Annotated in this window: 21 protein-coding genes; 10 read left to right on the forward strand and 11 right to left on the reverse strand. The window is 42.3% G+C overall.

Annotated elements, in window-relative coordinates; all coding sequences use genetic code 11:
- Positions 1-11: 11 nt before the first annotated feature.
- The 3 genes from LEP1GSC192_RS20050 (at position 12) to LEP1GSC192_RS06545 (ending at position 7227) form a co-directional block, all read left to right on the forward strand.
- Positions 12-3677, forward strand: coding sequence for an efflux RND transporter permease subunit (locus LEP1GSC192_RS20050; protein WP_020769308.1), 3666 nt, complete (start codon positions 12-14; stop codon positions 3675-3677).
- 84 nt (positions 3678-3761) lie between these two features.
- Positions 3762-6413: a cation-translocating P-type ATPase gene (locus tag LEP1GSC192_RS06540; protein WP_020769201.1), complete on the forward strand. Its 2652-nt coding sequence runs from the start codon at positions 3762-3764 to the stop codon at positions 6411-6413.
- Positions 6414-6627: 214 nt separating this feature from the next.
- Positions 6628-7227 (forward strand): hypothetical protein, encoded by a 600-nt coding sequence (locus LEP1GSC192_RS06545; protein ID WP_020769103.1) that lies wholly within the window; start codon positions 6628-6630, stop codon positions 7225-7227.
- Here the strand turns inward: LEP1GSC192_RS06545 and LEP1GSC192_RS06550 are convergent.
- The 6 genes from LEP1GSC192_RS06550 to LEP1GSC192_RS06575 form a co-directional block, all read right to left on the reverse strand.
- Positions 7220-7984 (reverse strand): glycerophosphodiester phosphodiesterase family protein, encoded by a 765-nt coding sequence (locus LEP1GSC192_RS06550; RefSeq protein ID WP_020769142.1) that lies wholly within the window; start codon positions 7982-7984, stop codon positions 7220-7222. The two genes, LEP1GSC192_RS06545 and LEP1GSC192_RS06550, sit on opposite strands and share 8 nt — an antisense overlap.
- Entirely contained in the window at positions 7984-8802 is an 819-nt protein-coding gene (locus LEP1GSC192_RS06555) for a hypothetical protein (RefSeq protein WP_020769070.1), read from the reverse strand. The genes LEP1GSC192_RS06550 and LEP1GSC192_RS06555 overlap by 1 nt, the downstream gene beginning before the upstream one ends.
- A gap of 102 nt (positions 8803-8904) precedes the next feature.
- Entirely contained in the window at positions 8905-9276 is a 372-nt protein-coding gene (locus LEP1GSC192_RS06560; protein ID WP_020769408.1) for a hypothetical protein, read from the reverse strand.
- Positions 9277-9397: 121 nt separating this feature from the next.
- Positions 9398-10156, reverse strand: a complete 759-nt coding sequence (locus LEP1GSC192_RS06565; protein ID WP_020769228.1) for a PPK2 family polyphosphate--nucleotide phosphotransferase — start codon at positions 10154-10156, stop codon at positions 9398-9400.
- A 6-nt stretch (positions 10157-10162) separates the two neighbouring features.
- On the reverse strand, positions 10163-11182 hold the full coding sequence (locus LEP1GSC192_RS06570; protein WP_020769067.1) for a DUF2804 domain-containing protein: 1020 nt from the start codon (positions 11180-11182) through the stop codon (positions 10163-10165).
- 42 nt (positions 11183-11224) lie between these two features.
- Positions 11225-12649, reverse strand: a complete 1425-nt coding sequence (locus LEP1GSC192_RS06575) for a PLP-dependent aminotransferase family protein (protein WP_020769312.1) — start codon at positions 12647-12649, stop codon at positions 11225-11227.
- Between the two features lie 38 nt (positions 12650-12687).
- Here LEP1GSC192_RS06575 and LEP1GSC192_RS06580 point away from each other — a divergent pair, with 38 nt between their 5' ends.
- Positions 12688-13917: a PLP-dependent aminotransferase family protein gene (locus LEP1GSC192_RS06580; RefSeq protein WP_020769399.1), complete on the forward strand. Its 1230-nt coding sequence runs from the start codon at positions 12688-12690 to the stop codon at positions 13915-13917.
- A gap of 156 nt (positions 13918-14073) precedes the next feature.
- Positions 14074-14481: an MmcQ/YjbR family DNA-binding protein gene (locus LEP1GSC192_RS06585; protein WP_020769087.1), complete on the forward strand. Its 408-nt coding sequence runs from the start codon at positions 14074-14076 to the stop codon at positions 14479-14481.
- An 82-nt stretch (positions 14482-14563) separates the two neighbouring features.
- Here the strand turns inward: LEP1GSC192_RS06585 and LEP1GSC192_RS06590 are convergent, their stop codons facing one another.
- The 5 genes from LEP1GSC192_RS06590 to LEP1GSC192_RS06610 all read right to left on the reverse strand — a co-directional run bounded on the left by LEP1GSC192_RS06590 (position 14564) and on the right by LEP1GSC192_RS06610 (position 20773).
- Entirely contained in the window at positions 14564-14944 is a 381-nt protein-coding gene (locus tag LEP1GSC192_RS06590) for a hypothetical protein (RefSeq protein ID WP_020769276.1), read from the reverse strand.
- Between the two features lie 245 nt (positions 14945-15189).
- Positions 15190-17055, reverse strand: coding sequence for a motility associated factor glycosyltransferase family protein (locus LEP1GSC192_RS06595; RefSeq protein ID WP_020769155.1), 1866 nt, complete (start codon positions 17053-17055; stop codon positions 15190-15192).
- Positions 17052-18866, reverse strand: coding sequence for a penicillin-binding protein (locus LEP1GSC192_RS06600; RefSeq protein WP_020769256.1), 1815 nt, complete (start codon positions 18864-18866; stop codon positions 17052-17054). The genes LEP1GSC192_RS06595 and LEP1GSC192_RS06600 overlap by 4 nt, the downstream gene beginning before the upstream one ends.
- A 92-nt stretch (positions 18867-18958) precedes the next feature.
- On the reverse strand, positions 18959-19555 hold the full coding sequence (gene lepB / locus LEP1GSC192_RS06605) for a signal peptidase I (protein WP_020769060.1): 597 nt from the start codon (positions 19553-19555) through the stop codon (positions 18959-18961).
- Between the two features lie 27 nt (positions 19556-19582).
- Positions 19583-20773 carry an acyltransferase gene (locus LEP1GSC192_RS06610; RefSeq protein WP_020769370.1) on the reverse strand — a complete coding sequence of 397 codons (1191 nt, stop codon included), beginning with the start codon at positions 20771-20773 and terminating at the stop codon, positions 19583-19585.
- A gap of 166 nt (positions 20774-20939) precedes the next feature.
- Between LEP1GSC192_RS06610 and LEP1GSC192_RS06615 the strand changes: the two genes are divergently transcribed.
- The 5 genes from LEP1GSC192_RS06615 (at position 20940) to LEP1GSC192_RS06635 (ending at position 25916) form a co-directional block, all read left to right on the forward strand.
- Positions 20940-21479, forward strand: a complete 540-nt coding sequence (locus LEP1GSC192_RS06615) for a hypothetical protein (protein ID WP_052005213.1) — start codon at positions 20940-20942, stop codon at positions 21477-21479.
- A gap of 58 nt (positions 21480-21537) precedes the next feature.
- Entirely contained in the window at positions 21538-22530 is a 993-nt protein-coding gene (locus LEP1GSC192_RS06620) for an SPFH domain-containing protein (RefSeq protein WP_020769105.1), read from the forward strand.
- A gap of 3 nt (positions 22531-22533) precedes the next feature.
- On the forward strand, positions 22534-23916 hold the full coding sequence (gene thrC, locus LEP1GSC192_RS06625) for a threonine synthase (protein ID WP_020769040.1): 1383 nt from the start codon (positions 22534-22536) through the stop codon (positions 23914-23916).
- 141 nt (positions 23917-24057) lie between these two features.
- Positions 24058-24792, forward strand: a complete 735-nt coding sequence (locus LEP1GSC192_RS06630) for a hypothetical protein (protein ID WP_020769003.1) — start codon at positions 24058-24060, stop codon at positions 24790-24792.
- A gap of 38 nt (positions 24793-24830) precedes the next feature.
- Positions 24831-25916 (forward strand): hypothetical protein, encoded by a 1086-nt coding sequence (locus tag LEP1GSC192_RS06635; protein WP_020769265.1) that lies wholly within the window; start codon positions 24831-24833, stop codon positions 25914-25916.
- Positions 25917-26042: the final 126 nt, after the last annotated feature.

Genomic DNA, 26042 nt, shown 5'->3' on the forward strand with positions numbered 1-26042 from the left:
AGGAAATCTATATGGTCAATAAATTAGTTCGTTTTTGTTTAGAGAACGGCTTTCTATTAACGATCAGCATTATTGGAATTATTTTTTTCGGACTCTATTCAATCTCCAAAACGCCCGTGGACGCTATTCCTGATATAGGCGAAAAACAAGTGATAGTTTTTGCGGACTGGCCCGGGCGTTCTCCCCAGGATATCGACAATCAGGTAACGTACCCCTTAACGATCAGTTTGAGCGGTACTCCAGGAGTAAAAAATATTCGTTCCATGTCCGGTTTCGGCTTCTCGATGGTGTTCGTCGTCTTCAAGGAAGAGTTCGATTATTATTGGGCGAGATCAAGGGTCATCGAAAGGATGAATGTTGCCCAACAAAGATTACCAACGGGCGTCGTACCGGTGTTAGGTCCGGATGCTACCGCTTTAGGACAGGTATTTTGGTACACTGTAGAAGGAGAAGGTTTCGATTTAGCGGAACTTAGATCGGCACAGGACTGGTTTATCCGTTATCAATTGAATTCCGTGGAAGGAGTTTCGGAAGTTGCCTCCATGGGAGGTTTCGTAAAGCAGTATCAGATAGATGTAAATCCGGATAAGTTGCGAGCCTACCGAGTTTCTCATTACGATCTTTATGAAGCGGTAATGAAATCTAATATAGATGTAGGCGCAAAGGTTATCGAAAAAAACGGTATAGAGTATTTTATTAGAGGAGTCGGCTTTATCAAGTCGGTTACCGATATCGAAAACATAGTCCTAAAGGAAGAGAACGGGATACCGATCTTCGTCAAAACCGTAGCGACAGTTTCCCTCGGTCCTGATTTTAGAAGAGGATCCTTGGATAAGAACGGACAAGAAGCCGTAGGGGGAATCGTATTAATGAGATACGGTGAAAATCCTCTTAGGGTGATTGAAAGGGTAAAAGAGAAAATCCAGGCTATCCAAACTGCTCTTCCGAAAAAGATCATAGCCGGCGGGAAAGAATCCTCGATCAAAATCGTTCCATTTTACGACAGGACAAAGATTGTAGAGGAAACATTAGATACTTTGAAGGAAGCCCTAATAGAAGAAGCCCTCCTTGGCGGATTCATTATCCTGATCTTCCTGCTTCATTTTAAAAGCTCTTTTTCAGTGATTGCAACTCTTCCTTTGAGCGTGCTACTTTGTTATATTCTAATGTATATGTTCGGAGTCGATTCGAACATAATGTCCTTATCCGGTCTTGCAATTGCGATAGGCGACGTAGGCGACATGGGGATCATCATGACGGAGAGTATCTACCGTCATGTCATGGATAAAGAGGATAACAAACCTTATTTCGAGAAAGTTTACGAAGGTGCAAAAGAAGTGTCCGGGGCGATCTTAACGGCAGTAACAAACACTATCGTTTCTTTTGTTCCGGTATTCTTTTTGACCGATCAAGAAGGAAAACTATTTAAACCCCTGGCCTTTACAAAAACCTTCGCCATCGGCTCCTCCGTGGTACTCGCTCTGACGGTGGTTCCTTTCCTTTGTTACCTGCTATACAAACCTTTCAGCATTTCCCAAAAAAGAGCGGTCCTTCTCTCCTCCCTTTCGGCTTTCCTTGTCGCCATTTCGGTAAAGTTCGTAATCGCGCCGAATCTTATGGGGATCTACAGCGGCTGGCCGAGCTCCATCACGGCCGGGGTAATCGTGGGCTTGTTCGTATATAGAGCCCTAACGGAGAAATTCATTCCATTAGAAAAAAATTATGCTTCCAGACTATTGATCAGGATCTATGAGCCTTCGCTCCGCTGGGTATTAGAAAATAAGAGAAAATTTATCATCCTGCCGATCTCAATCCTTGTGATAGGGGTCACGATCTGGGTCGGGATCGGCACTGTTTTTCGCCCGTTAGAATGGGTCGTAAATTTGTTCAGCTTCGAAGAAGCTTCCGAAGAGCTCAAACATTCATTATTTATACCTCATAACCAAAAGTTCAAAAGACCTTTATTAGAATTATCTTATATGAGGTTCCAAAATCTGAAAAACGTTCACAATGGATCTTTTTCCTTTACGCTTCTGCTTCGAAGGAAAGATCCCAAAGACCTTCACAAGGAGATGGAACAGGGCTGGAGATTGTCCTCCGAGACTAGGATATTGCCGGGGATCGGAAGGGAGTTTATGCCTCCGTTAGACGAAGGCTCAATCCTATACATGCCGACGATGCTTCCTCAAGCCGCGTTATCCGAAGTAGTAAACGTGAATCGCGGACAAGACGAGATTATTTCCAGAATTCCGGAAGTGGAATCTATAGTAGGCAAGTTAGGAAGATCCGACTCGGCCCTGGACCCTGCTCCCATCGGAATGATAGAATCCATCATTTCCCTAAAGCCGGAAGAGGAATGGAGAAACATAAAGGAAGAAAGGTTCTATTCAAGCTGGCCTAATTTTCTCCAATTTCCTTTTCGTATATTCTTTCCAGATTCTAGAAAGATCACAAAGAAGGAAATTTTAGAAGAGATCCAAAAGAAGACCAGCATACCCGGGGTGATCCCCACCTTCTTACAGCCGATCCAAACCAGGTTGATAATGCTCCAAACCGGATTTAGAGCGATGATGGGGATAAAAATATACGGAACGGATTTAAAGAAAATAGAGAACTTGGGACTGCAAATCGAAGGGATCCTCAAGGGTGTTCCGGGGGCAACGGACGTAATCGCGGATCGTATAGTAGGAAAACCTTATATAGAACTGGTCATTGACCGGGAAAGGATCGCTAGATACGGAATTGCCATCCGTGATGTCCAAGATGCGATCGAAATCGGTATCGGCGGTATGAATATTACCGAGACGGTCGAAGAGAGGGAGAGATACCCTGTTCGCGTTCGTTATCTACGCGATTTCAGGGAGGATATCCCCGAAATCGGAAAAATTTTAGTGCCTGGTATGAGCGGAGCTCAAATCCCCCTAGCTCAACTCGTTTCAATCCGGACAGTAATGGGTCCGCAGGAGATCAAGGGAGAAAAGGGACTCCTCGTAGGATACGTCACGCTAAATACCAGGGACCGGGACGAGATCAGCGTAGTAGAAGATGCGGAGAAAGTGCTGCGCGACGCAGTGAAGTCGGGACAATTGATCGTCCCGCAAGGATGTTTTTGGGAATGGTCCGGACAATTCGAAAACCAAAGAAGGGCGACCGCTACGATGAAGGTCGTAATTCCGGTATGCCTTTTCGCGATGTTCGTACTTCTCTATATAGGTTTTAAAAGGAAATGGGTCGCGTTCATCATCTATTTCGGAGTCTTGGTCGCCGCTTCCGGAGGTTTCATTTTTCTAGCAGCTTGGGGAGCGAATTTGTCGGTTGCAGTCTGGGTCGGGATGTTGGTCCTGTTTGGAGTAGTGGACGACGACGGAGTCGTGATCTCAAGCTATTTGGAGGATATATTTGATAAAGGAAAGCTTCATTCCGTTCGAGATATTCGAGAAGCGGTAGTAGCGGCAGGGATCAAGAGGATCCGTCCTTGTGTGATGACTATCTTCACTACAGTATTCGGACTGGCTCCGATATTTATGACTAACGGAAGGGGATCAGATATTATGCAGCCTATGGCGATCCCGTCCATCGGGGGTATGACGGTCAGTTTGGTCACTTTATTCATAGTTCCTTGTTTGTTTTGTGCGGTGGAAGAATGGAAGTTCAAAAAAACGGGAGCAGCTTTGTGATGCGGTTTAGACCGAGCAGCAAAGGCAACAAGGAGTGGGAAGGATCGTAAACATCCTATCCCGAAAGAAGGCGGGGACAAATCGTTGAAAGAAGTTATACATAACATAAATATAAATGAGATTATTCGAATATTCCAAACTGATACCGAAGCAGGCATATCCTCGCCTGAAGCGGAAAGCCGTCTCCAGAAATACGGACCGAATAAGATCCAAGAAGAGAAAAAGAAAAGTATATGGTTGGTGTTTATAGAACAATTTAAGAGTCCGATCGTATACTTACTTTTTCTTGCAACCGCCCTATCCTTTTACTTCGAAGAATGGCTGGATGGAAGCGCGATCTTGGTCGTAATTTTGGTCAACGGATTGATCGGATTTTATATGGAAGTGAAAGCCGCAAAATCCATGGATGCCTTAAAAAAATTGTCCACGGTGACTGCAAAAGTAAAGAGAGACGGAAAAATACAAGAACTGGATTCGGAGTTGGTTGTTCCGGGAGATATCATTTACCTGGAAGCCGGAGATATTATTCCGGCTGATGCACGGATTTTTTCCCTTGTAAGCCTTCAAACCGACGAATCGACGTTAACCGGTGAATCCACCCCTTGCGATAAGAACAACGTATCTTTGCCGGATGACATCCCCCTGGCAGAAAGATCCAACTTGTTATTTAAGGGAACCTTCGTCACAAAGGGGAACACATTCGGCATAGTAACTTCGACCGGTATGGCGACTGAAATCGGAAAAATCGCCAAAATGCTGCAAGGAGCGGATTCCAGCGCCACACCTTTAGAAGCCAAACTATTACAATTCACTAAAAGATTGATCCAAGTAACCGTCTTCTTGATCGGTTTGATCTTTGTACTAGGTCTATGGGAAGGCAGACATTTCCTGCAAATGCTTGAGACTTCCATCGCATTGGCGGTCGCCGCTATCCCGGAAGGACTTCCAATCGTGTCCACTCTTGCGTTAGCCCAAGGAATGCTGCGGATGGCAAAGCACGACGTAATCGTGAAAAAACTTTCCGCAGTAGAAACATTAGGCGGAACAAACGTAATCTGTACGGATAAAACGGGAACTTTGACCCAAAACAAGATAGAAGTCGTAACGATCGTTACTCCTGACGGAAGTTTTGATCTTGCCTCGAATTGGACCGGCATAACAGGAATTAGCCGGGATATATTGCTTCAAGTTTCTATTCTGTGCAATACGGCCGAGATTGATCATCAATCCGGATCCGAAAAGGAGATAGGAGATCCTCTGGAAACTGGTCTATTAAAATTTGCGGAACGACTCGGTTCGGATCCGACTAAGATCCGTAAAATGTATCCTAAGATCGGCGAGATCCCTTTCGATTCCGATACGAAGATCATGTTGACACTTCATCGAAATGAGGAAGGAAATAGGTTACTGGCAAAAGGCGCGGCAGAGGTTATGATACAAAAGAGCAAAAGTATGCTGTCCTCTTCCGGAGAAAAGGAGATGGCTAACTCCGATTCAAAAAGTTGGCTTGACCGGGCTGATGAGATGGCTTCCTCCGGTCTTAAAGTAATCGGGTTTGCTTATTCGGACACTAAAAGATCGGAAATAGATCCATCGTCCGAATTCGTATTCGCAGGTTTGGTAGGTCTAAAAGATCCTCCAAGACCGGAAGTCTATAGTGCATTAGAAGAATGTAAAACTGCCGGGATCAAAGTGATCATGATCACAGGGGATCATCCTTTTACCGCAAAAAATATCGCTTTAGAACTAGGGATCACCGATCCTTCTTCGAGTTCGAAGGTCATACTCGGAAAAGATATGCCCGGGTTAAAGGAATTGACCCAAGAGCAAAAACAGGATTGGATCGGTTCCAATATTTTTGCGAGAGTCAGCCCGAAACAGAAACTTGATCTAGTAACGGTACTTCAGGAAAATAAATTCATAGTCGGAATGACAGGAGACGGAGTCAACGACGCACCTGCTTTGAAAAAGGCCGACATAGGGATTGCGATGGGAGAGAGAGGAACACAAGTCGCCCAAGAGGCGTCCGACATGGTGCTCAAAAACGACTCTTTCAGTTCGATTACCGTTGCCATCCGTCAAGGCAGGGCAATTTTTGAGAATATTAGGAAATTTGTAATATACCTTCTTTCCTGCAACCTAAGCGAACTACTGGTGATATCTTTTGCATCAATACTAAATCTTCATTTTCAGTTATTTCCTTTGCAGATACTTTTTATCAATTTGATCACCGACGTATTGCCCGCTTTGGCATTAGGAGTGACCGAGGCCGGTCCCAAAATTATGGATCAGCCTCCTCGTCCTTCTTCTGAACCGATTATCGACTCCAAGAGATGGAAAACGGTCTTTATATACTCCTTTCTAATCTCTCTTTTCAGCCTTTCGTCTGTCTTTATAAGCCATTACACCGTCCATCGGTCCGAAGCTTGGAATCCGGAGCTTTGCAATAATATTTTGTTTTTTACCCTTATCTTTTCGCAAACACTCCACGCATTTAATATGGGCTCAGGCAGATCAGGTTGGAGAAATTCGGAAATACTAAAAAACCGCTATCTTTGGATATCTTCCTTCGTTTGTATAGGACTAGTCTTGATCTGCATCTACATTCCAGTGTTTAAAAAAGCATTAGATATTCATGAAATGACTTTCGAAGATTGGTCTATTTCGATCGGCTTTTCTCTTTTCTCATTTTGTGCGATCCAGATTTTCAAAAAGCTAAAGTTAGTGACTCAGTAGTTTTTCGAAAAAAATTGCATTCGTAAAGAAATCGGATCAGGAGAATTGTATCAGATAAAATGCGGATACTTAAATAAACGCTGCGTATTAGAATTCTAAATCCTCTGAAGGTACTCGGACGGATTGAACGTTAAAATTGTATTTTTATCGATGGATTTTTTTCCGAAAATAAGTCATACTAAACGACAGATCGGTTTTTGCTTTCGGTATTCCTATGAAAACAGCTCTTCAAATATTATTGGTCTTTCTGGCCATTCTCCAATTTTCTTCCTGTTCCAAATCACCTCAAGAAAAAGTAAGAACGATACTTTCCGACGCGCAATTAAACGAAGAAGAAAAGATCAAAATGGCAGCATTCGCTTTATTCGGTGAAAGATTAAAAGAAATCGATCTCATCAAAACCCAAGATGATAAGGGCACTAAATATGAGGTGTACTTAGGATTCGGAGGAACTTCTGCACTTACATTTCTAGGTTCCGAAAAATACTCAGATCATATGAAACTGGAATTGGCTTTAGGTACTTATAAATTCCTGCAATCTTTGCAGGGTTTTCGTTTCGGAAAATATAGAATGAGCCTGATCAAACCCTTTTTCATTAAGAACGGAGAAGCAAGAGGTGCAGAAGAATTCGAGATCTATAGATTCAGAGCGGAAGGAGAAGATCTGAAAAATATAGAAGGATTTCAAGAAACCGACGCATTCTCCTCCGATAATTACGATGTTCCTTCCGAACAGGTAGTATCTGTCCTAAAAAATATGATAGATCATTGGCAAGTAGAGCTGGACCAATTTGCCAGAGTAGAGATCAAGTAAGAAGAGATCTCATTCTTTTCGGATAATTCGTAAAGATCCCGTCCACGCCTAGATCTATTCCGAACTTCAATTCTTCTTCCGTATTCAAAGTATAAACTAAGACGTTAAAACCTTCCTTTTGGATCTTGGAAACAGTTTCCTTGTCCAGACCCTTTGCGGAAAGATTCAAACTGAAAACGTTCAATCTAAAACCTAGATCTAAAGCTTCCATCCAAGAAGAAGTTTCTTCTCCGATCAAGATCCCAAGTTTTGCTTCTACGGACAATTCCCTGAGTCTCACCAAAGAGTCCCAGCAGAAAGAGGAGAATAACGTTTTATGGAAAAGAGAATTTTTTTTCGTATAGTCTATCAGTTCCTGTTCGATCGGAATTTCGATCGGGATCTCTTCGTAGGCGCAGGATTTGATCTCCACATTCAGGCCTATATTTTTGGATTTTAAAAAATCCCAGACCTCCCAAAGTTCCGGCACCTTCTCCCCTTTAAATTTTGGATCTTTCCATACGCCCGCATCCGCTTTACGGATCAAATCGAAAGGAAGAAGTTTTACTTCTCCTTTTTGATCGGTGGTTCTATCCAGGGTATCGTCGTGAATGACTACTATTTTTCCATCAGCAGAATGGATGATGTCCAATTCTATCCAATCGGCCCCCAGTTCACAGGCGCTTTGGAAGGAGATCATAGTGTTTTCGGGATATTCTCCGCTGTCTCCTCTATGCGCGATCACCCAAGGTTTAGGAAGAAGAAATGGATCCGTCATTAGAAGGCCCACCCGACAAAAAGATTCAAACCAAAGCTGGAGCCGGGCAATCTTTCTCCATTCTGATATGCATACTTTCTGTATAAAAGATCCCCCATACTTGCGGTCCTATCCGAATAATAAAGATCGGAAACGGAGAATGAATTATGATAAGGAGAATACCAGCTCCATACACCTTCCCAACCGAAAAAAAGACCGGAAGAAGTTTGGAATCTGAATCCGACTCCGAAACCGGCATAGTTTCTTGGTCCGGAACTATAAGAATCTTTTTCGAAACGATACGTATTTCCGGCGGATTCCCAATAAAGAACCGTTTGGGTTTTTTGGAAATGTTCTCTTCCCAACCAAAGGGAAACGAAAAAAGGAGAATCTGCTATGAACCTTTGGACGAAGAATGCTCCTCCCCAATACTTTTCCTCATAATTTCTCAACCTACCGTAAAAATCATGAGGCGGAAGAAAATAAGAATAAGCGGTATCATTATCAAAACGATTCACATAAGAGTTAGTATATCCGCTGAGTCCGATTGCCCATTGTGAATCCAACATTCTGGCAAACTGCAAAGAATAATACCTATCGAATCTTCCTAACGCGAACCCTCCGATCTGGTTCTTGAATTTTTCCCTAAGTTCCGGCTGGCTTGGTCCAGTCGGAGTTTTTTCAGGAGGAAGTTCATTCAAAGGACTAGGCTTTTGCTCAATATTTTTATCCGGAGAAGGTTCCGTAGTTTGGGGCCAAACTTGGAAAGATAGGATCATTACTAGGAGAACGGATAATTTAGGAAAAAACGCTGAGGCGGATTTTGGATGGGAGAACATCCCTAGCAAAAACACCCGAAAAAAGAAAATGTCAAGCAGTGGAAAATAAGAGGTGGGAAGAAATTAGCAGGCGAGGTTTCCCTTCGCCCGCTCGGTCGGAAATTAAGCTTTTCCCTTTGCAGTAGCTTTGATTGTCTCAGCCACTTCGGTTAATTTCGCTTTAACAGCTTCTAATTGTCCTTCCGGAACGCGTTTTTTGATCTCTTCGGAGATTTGATTGTACTTCTCAACGATCTTGCCACGAGTTTCCTCGTAGTTTTTACCGGCAACAGTGGAAACTTCTTTGATTTCGTTCAAAAGTTTATCCACAGATTCGCGAATTTTTACGGAAGTTTCAGAATTGTCTGCAGCGCCTTTCGCTACTAATTCTCCGTAGGTTTTTTCCAAATCTACTTTCGCTTTGTCTAGTCCTTCTTGTCCAGATTTCAAAAGTCCGATTCCGGCGTTAAGAATGTCCAACAGTTGTTTTTCCATTTTTCTCTCCTTTTTTCGCAGCATTTTTAGTGCAGCGCACAAACCATTCATATTGCACCGCACCACAACGGTCAACCTCTAATTTATGAAAAATTTGAAAAAATGAAAAAAGAAAACTAGGCTAAATCCCGCCTGGTAGGACTTCCAACTTAGGATATTTGAGATCCATATCTTCCAATTCCTTGCGGACGGACTTAGCGATCAAATAATCCCGGCACCATTTTTTGTTCGAAGGAACGATTACCCAAGGAAAACGATCCTTTGAATGGGAAAATATCCACTCATACGCGCTCAGATACTTCTTAAAATTTTTACGAGCTTCGAGATCGCTTGGATCGAATTTCCAATTCTTTTCCGGATTTGATAATCTTTCTTCTATTCTTTTGGTCTGCTCCTCTTGGGAAATATGTAGGAAAAATTTCAGGATATGAGTATGATTTTCCTTTGATACAAATTCCTCGAAAGAATCTATAAATCCTAATCTGTCCTTCAGCCTATCTTTGGATAAACTTTCAGAAACGTACGGAACCAGAATATCCTCGTAATGAGATCGATTGAAGATCTGGATCCAACCTTTCCCGGGAAGTTCTTTATGGATTCTCCAGAGAAAGTCGCGACTTAATTCCTCGGACGTAGGAGCTTTCCAAGCCTTGCAGGTACAACCCAACGGATTTAAAGCCGAGAAAAGTTTTTTAACAGTCCCGTCTTTTCCGGATGCATCTACTCCCTGAAGAATGATTAGTAATGATTTCTTTTTACTAGCAAAAAGACGGATCTGAAGTTCTTCTATTCTTTCCAATTCCTTAAGGCGAAGTTCTTCCGCTTTTTCTCTGGAAAGATCTTCGTTCGGTTCCGTGGAATATTCGGAAAGTTGGATCATTCTAACCTACCAACGAGCGATATGATCTTCCGCCCAACCTTGACCGTTTTCAATCCTAAATTCACTTTTGCCGATCCGGAAAACGCCGTCAAAACTTCCGATCATTTGATTCACCTTCGAAGAAATTAAACCCATATTGGAGTAGGCCTTTCGATGGAAGTCGGGAGTGAATACAAGCTCGACCGCTTTACTTTCCTTGGAATAGATCATCCAAGGTTTTTTAGGATCTTTTTTATCGAATTCAAAAGCGATCACGGAAGGAATTTTATAAATCCTACCATTGATCAAAAGAGCATTCTCGGTAGTCCCTGTTCCGTCGGTCCAACCCCCGCCCAAATTCATTCCATAGACTTCGCTGCCACCGGGACGATACGACATGGATGCCCAATTCCATTTGCTGAAATATGGCCAAACACCTCTTCCATAATCCAAAACACCGAAAGAGGTTTTAGGTTGGAATTCATAAGATTTAGAAGCAGTCGTAACTTTCCCCTTTGCCCCCAATCCGAATAATTTATGAGTGAATTGAAAACGATTTCTATTCCAAGGAACCACAACGTTCAGACTTTCCCATTGATTCGGAACTTCTAATGTAATATCCGCTTGGATGGCCTTGCGGGTTCCCTTTAGGAAGTCGACTTTGATCCGGTAATTTCCATCTTCGTCCATTTGGAAATCCAGAAATCCTTCCTTACCTTCGTAACGAGCGCTGCTGGAAACGGTTTGCCCTAATAGAGTACCTTTTCCGAAAGGAGTGATGACAGTGGACTCTTGGAACTCGCCGGTCTTTCTATCCAACCAATAACAAAAGATCACGCCTGCGTAATCGATATCCGAAACAGTAAAAGAAGCCAAAAAATTTTGATCGTAAAAACACCAGTAATTCCATTTTTTCTTTCGGAGCCAGTGGCCTTTTACATTACATCTATGTAAGGGAGTTTTGGACCAGCCGATCGCATTCCGATTCACTTTACCGGAAGGGTCGCATAAAATGGTAGGTTGTTGGATTTCTGTTTCTAAGTTCATGCTCGCAATGGACAATACCTTGGGCCTGTACGGACCCACAATCTAAATTTCTTTTGCAATTTTTCCGAGAGTCTGGATGGCAGAGATCACCTTTGGTCCCATGAGAACTCCTGCATTAATCCTAAAATTGTTCACATACTTACCGGAAAGAGAGAAAAGATTTCCGGGAACCAAACTGATCTTCTTTTTAGCGGCTTGGAATCTGAGGACTCTGGAATCTTTTCCTTTCGGAAGTTCTATCCAGAGAAGAAAGCCGCCTTGTGGAATGGCAACCTTGGTCCCCTTCGGAAAATATTCCAAAAAAGAATCCGCATACGAAAGCACCAAACCTCCCAACTTTCGTCTAAATTCCCTCAAATGTCTTTCATGAGCTAGAGATCCCATAAAATAAGAAGCGGCAAGCTGGGGAATTGCAGGTAAAGAGATCGCCTCCGCTAAACGAAGACGTCTAACATTTTCCACTTTAGTCGGATCACTGATCATCCAACCGATCCTAAGCCCGGGATTCACGGATTTAGAAAGAGAAGAAACCTGGGTCACAATTCCTTCCGTATCCAAAGATAAAAGAGAAGAAGGACGGATGCCGCCGTTATGCTGCAAGTCCCCGTAAATATCGTCCTCCAGAATTTTCACACCGTACTCGGAGGAAATTTTCAGAAGTTCATTTTTGGATCCCAATGGCATAAGACTTCCGGTGGGATTCGAAAAGGTAGGAATGGTGATCAAAAACTTAGGAGATTCTTTCTTTATAACGGAAATATAAGATTGAAGATCCAAACCGGAAACAGGATCGGTTGGTATCTCGATCGCCTTTAGTTTTAAATCGGAAAGAATTTGATACAAAACAAAATGAAGAGGACTCTCTACTGCAACCTTATCACCCGGTTTGGTGGAAAGGCTCAAAGCCAAAAACGCCGCTTCCGAACAACCCAAGGTGATAAACACTTCCTCGGGACGGATCCTTCTTTCTTTACCGGAAGAACGGATTGCGATCTTTTTTCTGAGTTCCAAAATACCGGCTGCATCCGAATATTTATAAACCTGAGAGTCCTTTAAGGATTTCTTATATGCTTTCTGCAAGGAAGAGTACGGCAAAAATTGAGGATCCGGGACCGCTGCCCCGAAAGGAATGAAGCCGGGATCCGCAAGTTCCGACATCAAAGAACTTACCTCTTCCGGAACCGACGGATTCGGAACTCTTACAGGTTTTTGTAATTTATATTTAGGATAAAATTCCGGTCGCGGAAGAACGAAATAACCGGACCTCTCTCTACCGCTGATAAGGCCTCTTTCCTGAAGAATGCCGAAAGCTTCCACGGCAGTTGAAAGATTACATTCTTCGAATACACAGATCTTTCGTAGAGAAGGTAATTTGGAACCGGGAGGGAATTCTCCAGATTCTATCCTACGTATCAAAGAATTTGCGATCTTAGAATATTTAGTAATAGCTCGATCTGTATCGGTCATAAAAACGATTTCTGTATCTGTATGGTATTCTCAATTTAATGTATAAACAAAATAAGAAGATGGGCAAGTTAATTCTAGAAAATAGCTCCGAAATTTTCCGACCTTCTGCAAGGCCGGCCAGAACTCCTGCGTCTGTGACGAGAGAGATACTGAAGGTAATCGATACACCGGGTATGATCTCTTTTGCGGGAGGTCTTCCGGATGATACTTTGTTTCCGATCCAAGATCTAAAATATTTTTTCGAGGCTTCCGTTTCTAAAAAAGGCGCAAAACTATTTCAATACGCGGATACTCAGGGACATTCCGACTTACGTGCCTGGATCGCAGATCGATATTATCCAGGTTCTAATGCTGACGAAATTCTTTTAACTTCCGGCTCACAACAAGCATTGGATCTACTCGGTCGTTATTTTATAGAAGAAGGTTCGCTCATTCTTTTAGAAAGACCCAGCTACTTAGGAGCCATCCAAGTATTCTCTTCTTATGCACCATCCTTCTTAGGGATCAGCTATGGAGAAGAAGGCCCGGACATGGAAGAATTAAAATATACATTGGCGACTTCCTCCGTAAAACCGAAATTCTTTTACTGCATTCCTGATTTCCAAAATCCTTCCGCGTATTCTTATTCTTTAGAAATTCGACATTCGATCTCTGAACTCCTTTTAAAAAATACAGTTCCGATCATAGAAGATACTGCTTATAGAGAATTGTATTTCCAGGAGAACTTGCCGATTTCTTTATGCGAATTAGGCCCGGAAAATACGATCTCTATCGGGACATTCTCCAAAACACTTTCACCCGGATTGAGAGTCGGATGGATCAGGGCACCGAGACAGATCCTCCAAGATCTGATCGTACAAAAACAATCCATGGATTTACATTCCGCTACCCTGAATCAGGAATTAGTATTTGGATTCGTATCTTCTTCCAAATATGAAGAACATCTATCCTTGATCCGAAAAACTTACAAAAAGAAATCGGAGCATACGTTTACCTGTTTCCAAAATAATTTCAAAGATTCTATTCCATTACAAATTTCTAAAGGAGGTTTATTCTATTGGCTGGAATTTCCGGAAGAGATCGATACGGACCTACTTTTTCGAAAATGTTTGGAGAAGGGACTCGCGGCGGTTCCAGGATCTTCTTTCTTCGTAGGTAAACCGGAAAACAATCATCTACGATGGAACTTCTCAAACGCTTCGGAGGAAGAAACAAAACTTGGAATAGAGAGATTATATAAAGTGTATAAGAGCCTTTCAGGCTCTTGAAGCCCGAAATCAAGTACCAGTCGATAACCTTAATTTAGGGACGGACTATCAGGAAATGACCGAGGTATAAAGTTTACTTTCTTCCTGTACTCTCTTTCGAATTTAGATTGCAAGTTTGTATCTAAGGAACTATAATCCTTCCCCCCGGGTGTTCCAATGTCGGATCATATTTCAGTCCCAAATACAATTCTATCCAAACTACGTTTGATCTGTTTGGATCTTCCGGAAGCTTATGAAGAACAGGCTTGGATCGGAACTCGCTGGTGTATCAAAAAGAAAAATTTTGCTCATGTATTGATGTTGCAGAACGGGTACCCGCCTGCTTATGCAAAGGCTTCCGACCTGGAAGGAATTGCTTGTTTATTAACCTTTCGTTATTCTCCCAAAAAGATGGATGTTTCTCGTTTTAAAGATTACCCATTTTTTAAACCGGTCTGGTGGGAAGATATTATCGGGCTCGTGATCGACGATTCGATCGACTGGGACGAGGTAGAAGTTTTATTGAAGGAAAGTTACTGCCAACTTGCGCCTAAAAAATTAGCGGAGATGGTGGAAAATCGTTAATTTAGATCAGAAAAAGAAAAGAGAAAAAAATTTTCGGCGGGAAGGATCTCCCGCCGATATTGGGAGGTTCAAAAGGCTTTTATTAAGCAGTTTTTTTAGTTGGAGCAGCAGGTTTTTTAACTGTCTCCGTAACTTCGCTAAATTTTGCCTTGATAGCTTCGATTTGTTCAGCGGGAACTAATTTCTTAGCTTCTTCAACAATCTGGTTATAAACTTCAAGTGCCTTAGCGCGAGAATCTTCATAGGTTTTAGTAGCTGCGGTAGTTAATTCTTTAGCTTCGTTTAAGAATTTGTCTACGAACTCACGAACACGAACAGATGCTTCGGAATTGTCGGAAGCGCCTTTAGCTGCGAGTTCTTGAAAACTCTTAGTAAATTCTGCTTTCGCTTTATCCAGACCTTCTTGTCCGCTTTTAACCAAACCAAGACCTGCGTTCAGTACATCTAGAATTTGTTTTTCCATTTTTAGCTCCTTGATGCACCGTTGTGCGGCGCACAATCCATTTGTAGTGCGTAGCACAAATACAGTCAACAAAAAAACGAAAAAAAGTTTCAAAGGTGGATTTTTACGTTAATTGAGGAATGCGACGCACATGGCAGAAATCTGCCGAAATTCTAGCATGATATAGACGTTTATAGGGATTCGGGCAGGGTTATTTACAGGTTATGAACATATACCGGCTAGGAAGAACGAAAATAATTCTTTTTTTACGAAGAAAAGCGCCTCACTGCCTTACTGATCAGCTGCAAATTCATTTCCGTACTTTTTCTTAGACCCGAATAAAGAAGAAGGCTCTTTTTCGCAACTGCAAGTCTTTCATTCTTCTTCTCTTCCAATGTAAGTTCGGTGTCGTATCCTTCCGTGATCGCCAAGATCACTCTCTGCAAACTGATCCCTAAAAATTCAGTTAGCCCTTTTTTAGAACTGATACGATCATCTATTACGGAAATCTCATGCAATGCTTTTCGAATGGACTCTTTGTCCTTCTCTCCGTTTTGGATGAGGTCGTAAATTTTCTCGGAAAGGACTTCTCCTTTGGAAACTTGCACTCCGAATTCTTTTAACTCGTTGCGGATCTTGTTTAATTCGACCGATACTTTTTTGCGATTGATCTTGGAAGGAAGAAGGTCCTGGATCTTTTTTTTGATCTCGGTTACCTCTTTTATATTCGATGGGTTTTGTCCATACCATTCTTGAAATGTAATATTCTGGATCCCTTCTAACTTTGCTCCGTCTTGCCCCAGATTGGCCCAAGGACGGTCTTTTTGTCTTTCTTCGAACCATTTTTTGAAGATCAGAAGTTTTTCATTTGTCCTAAGTTTTTTTCCCCGGATAGATTCGATCCACTTTGGCGGCAAAGCGGTCATCTGCTTATAATTATGATGTTCCCTTCTCTTTGTTCTGGATTCCAAAAAATTTAATCTTTCTTCTAAGATTGCACCCTTACAATGCGCTTGGGAACCCGGAAAAGAAAGGTCTTGTCCTAAAAGTAAAACGGACCTTGCATCCATTTTTTCCGCTAGACTTGCGGCATTTGTGGAAACGGAACCTCCGAAGTCCACGGCTCCCAGTCCGTTTTCGGAAGCATTTTCCAAAAGTTTAATCCAGGGAAAAGGAGAGGAAGTCAGATAATGGTTTCCACCTATATAAGGCATTCTTAATGAATGATAGGAAGTAGTAGGATCGAATACAAACTTTGCCTTTCCGAAATATCCTTCTAAATATTTTGAATTTAAAGGTTGGGGATCCACACTAAATACAAGATCGGGATCTATTCCTGATTTTTGCAAAATAAGAAGCGCAGTATCCACTGCGATCAATATAAAGTTTTCTCTATATTCTTTCAAGTCTTGCAAAGAAAGATAAAGAGAGGGCCCGGCACCGCAAACTACCACATCTATCTTGGATTTGCATAAACCGAATAATTCATTGATGGGGCTCATATCTACAAGTTCCGGAAGATTGCGGATAAAATTACCGGTCCAGACCTTCTCGAATCTGGTCAATGTGGCTGTGTTCACATCTTTTTTATGGAAGAATGTCTCGGCCAAAAACCTAAGTTCTTGGTATTCTTCCTGTTTCCATTGTAGACTTCCTCTATGAGGTATAAAACTTACGGGATATCCCGAGATCCCTTTAAAACCCTCGTAAAACGCGGATTCTTCGTATGGGGGGAGAAATATTCTCAACTTACCGGAAAGGATCATGGGAGAAAAATCGAATAATGAAAATGCAGCCTTGATAATTTCCGGAAAAGGTTCCATCCATACGCAGATTATTTTATCAAATCTTAATGTATATTGGATGGAATAACCGAGCCCTGCTCCGAAAAATAGGAATGCCCTTTCTTCATCCCCTTTTTTCAGATCCGCAAGCTGTCTTTCCGCTTCTTTGCGAGGATCCATGGAACTATGTAAAAGTACATTGCCGATCTTTAAACTTGGATCTTCCGTTTTTGTAGGGACTATCTCGAAATTGATCCGGGAAGATCCTATTCTTTCGGAGGCTTTCGGCGCGAAACTGCGAAGTGAGGCCAAATTTTTTTCGAGTAAATCCGACCTGAGTTCTTTCATTGGAAGAATACGTTTATCCTTTTTCCTTCGTAAGAAGAACCCGGAGAGGGATCTTGCTCGTAACAGAAACCGCTTCCGTGAAGTTTATAAGGAACTCCTAACGGAGCTAATAATTCCACAACTTCTCTTTTACTCCTTCCGATGAGATCGGGAATACGTTCCGATTTGCCCGTAAGAGGTTTTCTGTCCAACTTAGGGAGTTTTACGTTAATCGTCCTTTCCCCTTGTTCTATGATCGGAATAATATTCTCCACTACTTCCCTGAATACGGGAGCGGCAAGTCCTCCCCCTGTATGACTGTCCCCTCTCGGCTCATCAAAAAGGATGAGGCCGACCACTTTCGGTTTGTCTGCCGGAAAAAATCCTAAAAAGGATGCGGACCAAAGTCCGTCTTGGTATCCTCTACCAGACACCGCTTTTTGACCGGTTCCTGTTTTTCCCGCGATGGAATATTCTTGTATGTATGCGTTCTTTCCTGTTCCGGCTTGGACGACTCTAGTCATCGCTTTCAATAATTTTTCGGTGGAATATTCTTTGATACCTACCGGAGTCTCTTCCGATTGGAATTCCTGCATGACTTCTCCGTAGGAATCGGTGATATGAGAGACCACCCTAGGTGTGATAAATCTTCCTCCGTTTACGATAGAAGCTGCGGATGCTACTAACTGTATAGGAGTTACCGATATTCCCTGGCCGATTGCCATGAACATCGGAGTGGTCGGAGTCCATTTATTCAAGATCGGCATATATCCCACGGATTCGTTGGGCAGAAGTCCCGCTCTTTCCCCGAAACGGAATCGTTTCATATATTCATAAAGTACATCGTTCGGGATCTTTGCGGCCGCCTTTATGATCCCAGCATTGCAGGAATACTGCAAAATCTCTTCCAAGTTCACTTTTCCATGAACATGTGTACATTTGATCCTGGTCCTTCCATAATCGACGTAACCTGGACAATCGAATTTTTCGTTCGGATGGATTAAGTTTTCATTAAGAAGAATACTTGCTAGGAAAATTTTCATGGTAGATCCGGGCTCGTACACATGTCGGATCGCCCAATTCGTATGAGAATATTCTTCAAAAGAAGAATAACGATTCGGATCGAAGGATGGAAAACTGGCCATCGCCAAAATTCTTCCCGTATGGATCTCCATCAATAGACCTACTGCTCTTTTAGCACCGGCTTCTTCGAATCTTTTTCCAAGCGCCTTTTCCAGTTTGAATTGGATGAGTCCGTCCAAAGTCAAATGGACATTTGCACCTCTGGTGGAATCCGCTTCAGTAGGCGTCATCAATTCTTGATTATAATAATATTCTAAACCGGATAGAGCCTTATCGTCGTCCATCCCGGTAAAACCGACAAGACTTGCCGCCAAACTTCCGTGAGGATATACTCTTTTAAATTCTCGTTCTCTTCTGACTCCGGGAAGGGCCATCTCCATAATACGGCTCGCGGTCGTATCGTCTATCTCCCTTTTCAAAAGGAAATATCTGCTTTTTTCTCGGATCAAAGATTCTATCTTTTCGGGAGGAATGTCCAAATAAGGAGAAATTTGTACTGCGGTAAAATTCGGATCGTAAACATTCCCGGGATAGATCCCGATCGTAGAAGAATCAATGGACAATGCCAATTCGATCCCTCTTCTATCGTAGATCGCGCCTCGCCCAATCCTTTCTCCATTCTTGAATGCGATCTCTCTATCGTTAAAGAATACCAGATAACCTACTCGGACCAAAAGCCCGGAGAAGAATACGCATAATAGAACGAATAATATGGTGAATCTTTTTCGATTAAGAGGGCTATAATCCATCGATGAGCGAACCGCTTTTATAAATTTCGGTCTTTTTCAGAATGATTAAAGAGCTTTTCTAGTACAAGTGAAATCCGAATTCGAATAATGGTTTAAAAGCTAGCGATTACCTTTCCTCTCAACTTTTTGAAAGGAATTAGGCCGTAATTTCTGGAATCTGTGGAGAATTCTCGGTTATCCCCCAAAACCAAAACATAACCAGGAGGGATCCTTCCCGAATCTCCGATGCCTATATTTCCGGAGACTCCGATCACAGGTAGAATGGAGGCGGAAGGAGCTTGGGTCTTATAGCCTGAGTTCAAGAAAGGTTCTTCTAAGGAAGAGTCGTTTATTAAAATTCTTCCTTCCGAAAATCTGAAAAAATCTCCGGGAAGCCCTACCACTCTTTTTAAACTTAACTCCGCTCCGATCCCATCCAAGACTAAGACATCGAATCTGTTAACGTCCGGTTCTAAAATGTATAAAACCCAGGGACCGATCTGCGCCGGGAAACCCCATTTTTTAACTAGGACCCAATCGTTTTCTTTATAGCTTGGCATCATGCTCGTGCCGCTGATTAGATAGAATTGGATCACAAAAATTCTAAAATATAAAATGAAAAATATTGCGAACAAGATCGGAAAAGAAAGTTTAATCCATCGAAATGTGGAGTGCCGAATAGAACGAATTATTTCCGAATCGAATTTCATACTATGGTTTCGTAATTATTGGACAGACTATGAAGTCTTGGTCTCACTCTTATTTTCCAAAACTTTCGGTTTTTCTTTCCACCAAATAAAAGGTTGTTCTATGAGTAAAAAGATCGGCCAAGCTGCTAAGAATGTAAACCCAAAGCATATAAAATAGAGCTTAGGTAATACGCTTAAAGTGACCAATGTTTCCCCTTTTAGAGCCCATTGAGTGGCAATCCCCATCAACGGTATGTTCCATAAATACACAGTAAATGTGATCCTGGACAATGGACGGAAGATCGGTAATGCTAAGATAGTTTTAAAAATTCCTTCTTTTTGGATCGCTAAATAGATGATCAGAACCAATGCGATATTGTAAAAATTATTCGCAAGCGTCAATCGAATGAAATGTTTCCAATTGAAAGAATAAGAGATCAAAATGAATACGATCGCCGAGAATCCGATCAAAGAATATTTCAGTTTTCCTAAACTTTCTCCCACCGGTCTAGAGTCCACATATTCCGCCAAAAGCATTCCTGCGATCATGGAATCGAATCTGTTCTCCGTCCAGAATAGGGCATTTGCGTTCATCTGACCTTTAGAGTATAGATAACATCTAGATAAGAAAGGGATAATATATATGATCGATAATATGATGACCCTTACTTTTTTGGTTCTAGAGAATAAGAAGAAGGGTCCAAGAACCACCATCAAAAAGTAGATCTGCTGCTCTAAGGAAATATACCAACCCACATCCAAAACCCTAGGAAAAAAGTTGGATAAGAAGATGCTGTCGGCCCAAACGTAATCCAGACCCTTTTGGCCTTTATCTATTAACCAGATCAGATCCGCACTTGGATTCGGTATATTTTTCAGGCCTTCTACCTGTTTAGAAAAGAAATAGTAAGAAAAAGCTAATGCAGTGTAATATGCAGGAAGAATTCTCAAAGAACGATTTATGATAAATTTGCGATAGGGAAAACTGTTTTCCCTTTTATAGTATTGGAGTATACCTCCGTAATTCAGAAAACCTCCCAATACGAAAAACACATCCACGATGGTGGTTTGATTCTCCACGAACCAGGACAACCAATAAGGCATTTCGCGCATGATCGGTTGTTTGGAAACCCAGAGATGGTTTGTCATAACCATCAGAATTCCGATCGCTCTGATCCCGTTTAATGATTCTATTTCCCCCTTTTTAGAAGCAAAGATAGACAATATATAGGATTTCATAATGAAAAGATTCTGTTTCCTGAATTGAATTAAAAACTTTTCAAGGATCTGCGAGCAAGAAATAAACCGGGGAACCCCAAGACCTAAGTTACGATTTCACGGATATGATACGAAAAGAGTAGTATTTGTCTTGCTTGGGAAGAAATTCCGGATCATTCTTCTAACCATGACTTCGAACAACCCAATCTCACAATATGTTTCCAGATTCAAAGCGGAGAAGGGAAAGATCTTATCCTTTCTATCCGCATTTCCATTTTATGGAGAAGTCTTAAAGAACCATCAGTATTACGAAGCGGATAGGATCGCTCGAAACGAATTAGCCAAAAAATTGGATTCGCTCAAAGAACCGATCCGTAGGATCGAAGAAAATTTCGTCCGAGAAAGAAGAATGGACCTAATCGGTTCTACGGAGGTCTTACTTTCCGTCTTAGAAAGACTCAAAAATGAAATTATCGGAGCAAGTTACGGCCTAAACGGATTGGGCACCGGGTTTAAGGCGACCGAATCTGAGTTGGAAGCTTTGGCGGAATGGGATTATTCTTTGATCCATCATGCGGAAGAATTGTCCACCAAGGTTCGATCCCCGGACTTTCCTCCGGAAGTTTCGGTCGACACTGTAAGGAATTGGGTCAGCAGTTTTAGATCGGAATTAGATGAGTTCGATGCCGCGCTAAAGAGCAGAAAGGACGTCTTCTTAAAACGATAGTCTCATTTTTGATTTGCCGAATGTAGAGTAGTGAATAATATATTTCCAAGGAGTTCTTATGGCATTAATAGACGTAATAAAATACGAAGGGAAACCGGGAGAGATTGTATGGAAATTTCCCAGAAACGATATCAGTACCTTCGGACAATTGGTAGTGAACGAAAGCCAGGAAGCTATCTTCTTTAAGGAAGGTAAAGCTCTGGATATTTTCGGACCTGGAACTCATACTTTAAAAACAGGAAACGTTCCTATTTTAGAAAACTTAGTGAACCTTCCTTTCGGAGGACAAACTCCTTTTACTGCGGAAGTGGTTTATATTAACAAGGCCCTTATCCAATTAAAATGGGGAACTCCTGCACCCATCCAAGTCGAAGATCCTAAATACACCATCACTTTGGGAGTCCGTGCAAACGGTGCATATAATATCAAGATCGTAGATTCCAAAGCGTTTGCAGTAGGAGTGGTCGGTGCAAGAGGAGCTTATTCACAAGACGAGGTGGATAATTTTCTAAGACCGATGATCGTAACTAGGCTAAGCGATTTCCTAGCGGAAGTCGTTTTAAAATCGGGAGAGCCGATCACTCGATTGAACCAACATTTGGAAGAGGCCTCGTCCGCAGGAAAAACGAAAATCCAACCGGACTTCTCAAAATACGGGATAGAAGTTTTGGATTTTTTTGTCCAATCCATCAACTTCGATCAGAACGATCCGAACTTCCAAAAGATCCAAAAGATCCTCACAGACAAATTCGAGATCGATGCTTTGGGCGGAATGTACCAACAAAAAAGAATGTTGGATATCGGAGAAGCGGCCGCAAAGAACGAAGGCGGGAACGCAGGTGAAGGAATGTCCGCAGGTATGGGACTCGGAATGGGAATGAATATGGGCAATATGATGGCCGGGATGATGGGCCAAAACAATGCAGGTAATAATGCCAACCAGAACGATGCGACAGCGAGACTCACAAAACTTAAGAGTATGTTGGACCAAGGCCTGATTTCTCAGGAAGAATTTGATACCAAAAAAAAGGACATTTTAAATTCTATCTAAAGTATGAGCCTTACCTTCACCAAGTTGAAAGCGGAATTTCGCTGTATCAACGATTCTTGCGGAGCAACGTACGATCTGAATGATATCGTATACGAATGTCGTAAATGTGGAAGCCTTCTCCAGGTTTCCCATGATATGGGAGCTCTCAAAGAAAAATCGGGAAAGGAATGGAAGGACCTATTCGATTCCAGATTGGGTTCGGTAAAATTCCCGAACAGCTCGGGTATCTGGAACAAAAGAGAATGGGTTCTTCCTCATGTAGGGGACTCGGAGATCGTAAGCTCAGGCGAAGGTCTTTCTCATCTATTCAATTCCGAAAGACTCACAAAACATTTCGGCCTAGGGGGACTTTGGATCAAACAATGTGGGATCTCCCACACAGGTTCATTTAAGGACCTGGGCATGACCGTTCTTCTCTCCCAAGTAAAACATATGTTGAATCAGGGAGCAAAGATCAGAGCGGTTGCTTGTGCAAGTTCCGGAGATACTTCCGCCGCACTTGCTTCTTACGCTGCGAAGGCAGGGATCCCTGCGATCATTTTTCTTCCAGCAGGGAAAGTTTCCCAAGCACAATTAATCCAACCGGTTTCGAACGGTGCAAAGGTAATCGCTCTCGAAACCGATTTTGACGGTTGTATGAAGATCGTGAAAGAAGTTACCAAAGAAGCCGGCATCTATCTTGCAAACTCCATGAACAGCCTCCGTATCGAAGGACAAAAAACGATCGCACCGGAGATCGTTCAACAATTGGAATGGAAAGTTCCCGATTGGGTGATCATTCCCGGAGGAAATTTGGGGAATGTTTCCGCACTCGGAGCAGGCTTCGAGATGGCAAAAGAGTTGGGACTGATCGACAAACTTCCAAGGATCGTTTTAGCTCAAGCGGAGAATGCAAATCCGCTCTATCTTTCTTATCTGAAAAATTTCGAGGAATTCAATCCTGTTGACGCGAAGCCGACTCTTGCTTCTGCAATCCAGATCGGAAATCCTGTATCAGTCCAAAAAGCAATTCGTACATTAAAAAAATTCAATGGGATCGTGGAGCAAGCAAGCGAAGCGGAACTTTCGGAAGCTTCTGCCAAAACCGACCTATTTGGATTGTACAATGACCCTCATACCGGAGTGGCGCTTGCTGCTCTTTACAAACTAATGGCTAAAGGAACGATTGCCAAAGGTGATCAGGTGGTCGTGATCTCCACTGCTCATGGACTAAAATTTACCGAATTCAAACTCAAATTCCATGAGGGAAAGATCCAGGGAACCGACCCGAAATTGGTTAACGTTATTCGATCCTGCAAACCGGAAGTAGGGGCCGTCATGGACGAAATCGGGCAATTTCTTAATCCCGAAAAAAGCTGGAATTTATCTGATGTTAAAGAAGTTTAATCGAGTTCAAAAAAGTTGAATTTTCTACAAGTGAACCCCTGATTTTTTGCAAATTCGACTCGAAATAACCCTTCTTTTTTCCCGGGTGTTTTTCGTTTTTTTCTCGTAAGCGCGCCGGGGTCCATATAATCGAGAATCCAAATGTACGAGGGAATCGAGGAACTCCCCCAAGAATTCCTCTTCGAGGTCGAGACGGCCGTAAAAAAAGAAGAGCCAATTTCTATCATTACCTACGTCCTGAGTACCCGGGGCGAAAATAAGCTCAAACATATCATACAAACCGTCCTTTCCAAATACCAAAGAGTGGATCTGACGGAACTCATATTTACCTCCGCAAAAGAGCTGATCGTAAATGCGACCAAAGCGGCTATTAAACGGGTTCTATTCAAAGAACTAGGACTGAATATCGCTGATCCATCCCAGTACGATTTGGGTATGGAATCCTTTAAGGAAAATCTAGTCAGTAGAAAGTTTCCCTACTATCGTAGGAAAATGAAAGAGCATGGTCTATTTGTAAAAGTCACCCTCAGTTTCAGTTCGGACCGGATCATTCTATTCGTACAAAATAATTTCACACTCGCAGTCCGAGAAGAGAAACGGATCCGGGAAAAGTTCGTACATTCTAAAGAATTTGACAATCTATTCGAATACTATATGAAATACGGTGATACCACGGAAGGTGCAGGTATGGGTATCACTATGGTGGAAATTCTGGTAGCCCAAAGCGGCTATGACCGCCATTTGTTTACGATCTATAGCCGCCAAGCGGAGAATAAAACCGTCGCGAGAGTTGAAATCCCTTTGGATCAGAATTATGTGCCTAGAAGACAAAGATACCAAAAATGGTTACAAGAAAAGGCTAGCGGCTTAACATGACCTAAAGTTCTCCTTACGACGGTTAGGTCTTTTGCAATATGGAACAGAATCCTCAGACAAGTAAACTCCAAGAACAGGCAAACCAGATGAACCTTGCTTTGGAATCCGTTCATACCGAAGAACAAGCAATCGAACTTATCCAAGGAAAAATTAAAGACGCCTATCTTTTAAAATTAAGGATCGATGTTGAGAACAAAGCGGGTGTGGTCCTAGGGCTTTTATCCAGATATAAAAACGAATTTTTGGAATTGTATTCCTTGTTTTCCAACTCTTCCATGATCCGAAAAATCAGGACCTTCGAAGATTTCGGTCAAATCTCGCATGATATCGCAGAAGCAGCTAGACAGGAAGCTCCGGATCCGGGTTTGTCGGACCAGGTCGGAAGAATTCTTCACACTAAATTAACAAAACAAATATTAGAACAATATTATCCTATGTGGGATCGAAACGATACCGCTGCTCTGGTAAACATGTTGGAGAACCAGATCAAAAGTGCTATGAAGATCAATATGATCCGCGTTCAAGCAGACGTAGAATACGTATCCAGCTTGAAATGTAGGGGTAAAAGTTTTTTTACAGGTATCATCCAATCCATTCCTAAACCTCCTGAAGAACCCGCAGACGGAGCAGTTCCTGTAGAAAATTTAGATCCGGAAAAAGCGGCAGTCATGCGCCAGATTGAAACCATTCGAAAAGGTTTCGGAAGAGTGGTGCAAGCAAAGACGATCCTTTCTCCTGTAAACGGGGTCGATTTTGATGACCTGAATGAAGGCGACAAGATCCTTTTACAACTTCCTTCCGTTTCTCCTGAAGAAAAAGCATTGGCCAAAACTTTAGGCGCTATGGATAAGGACGGGAACGTAAAACCGGTGGTCGGTTCTTTCGTAGCGATCGCTTCCGGTAAAAACGAATATCATATTTTTGCAAAAGGTCCGGCAGGAGTTCTTTTACAAGCATTCGAAGAAAGACCGGTCCGTTTAGCCAGGCCTAAAACCGCTGCTAACGCTCCTCGTCCAGCAGGTATGGGTGCAAAACAATCCGAAGGAAGTAATACTCTTAACTACGCTATCCTGGTTGGTGTCGTGTTGTTGGTGGGGCTATTAGCTTTTATTCTTTTGAAATAGTATGTCTACCCTGCACTCGCGTATTCGTCACCGGGATGTAGGAGCTTATAAAACTTTATCGTTTATCTGCAAATCCGCGATGCAGGAATTCCTACATCGCATATTCTGAAAATTTTGATCGGTGTA

This window comes from Leptospira sp. B5-022 (assembly GCF_000347035.1).
Taxonomy (GTDB): domain Bacteria; phylum Spirochaetota; class Leptospiria; order Leptospirales; family Leptospiraceae; genus Leptospira_B; species Leptospira_B cinconiae.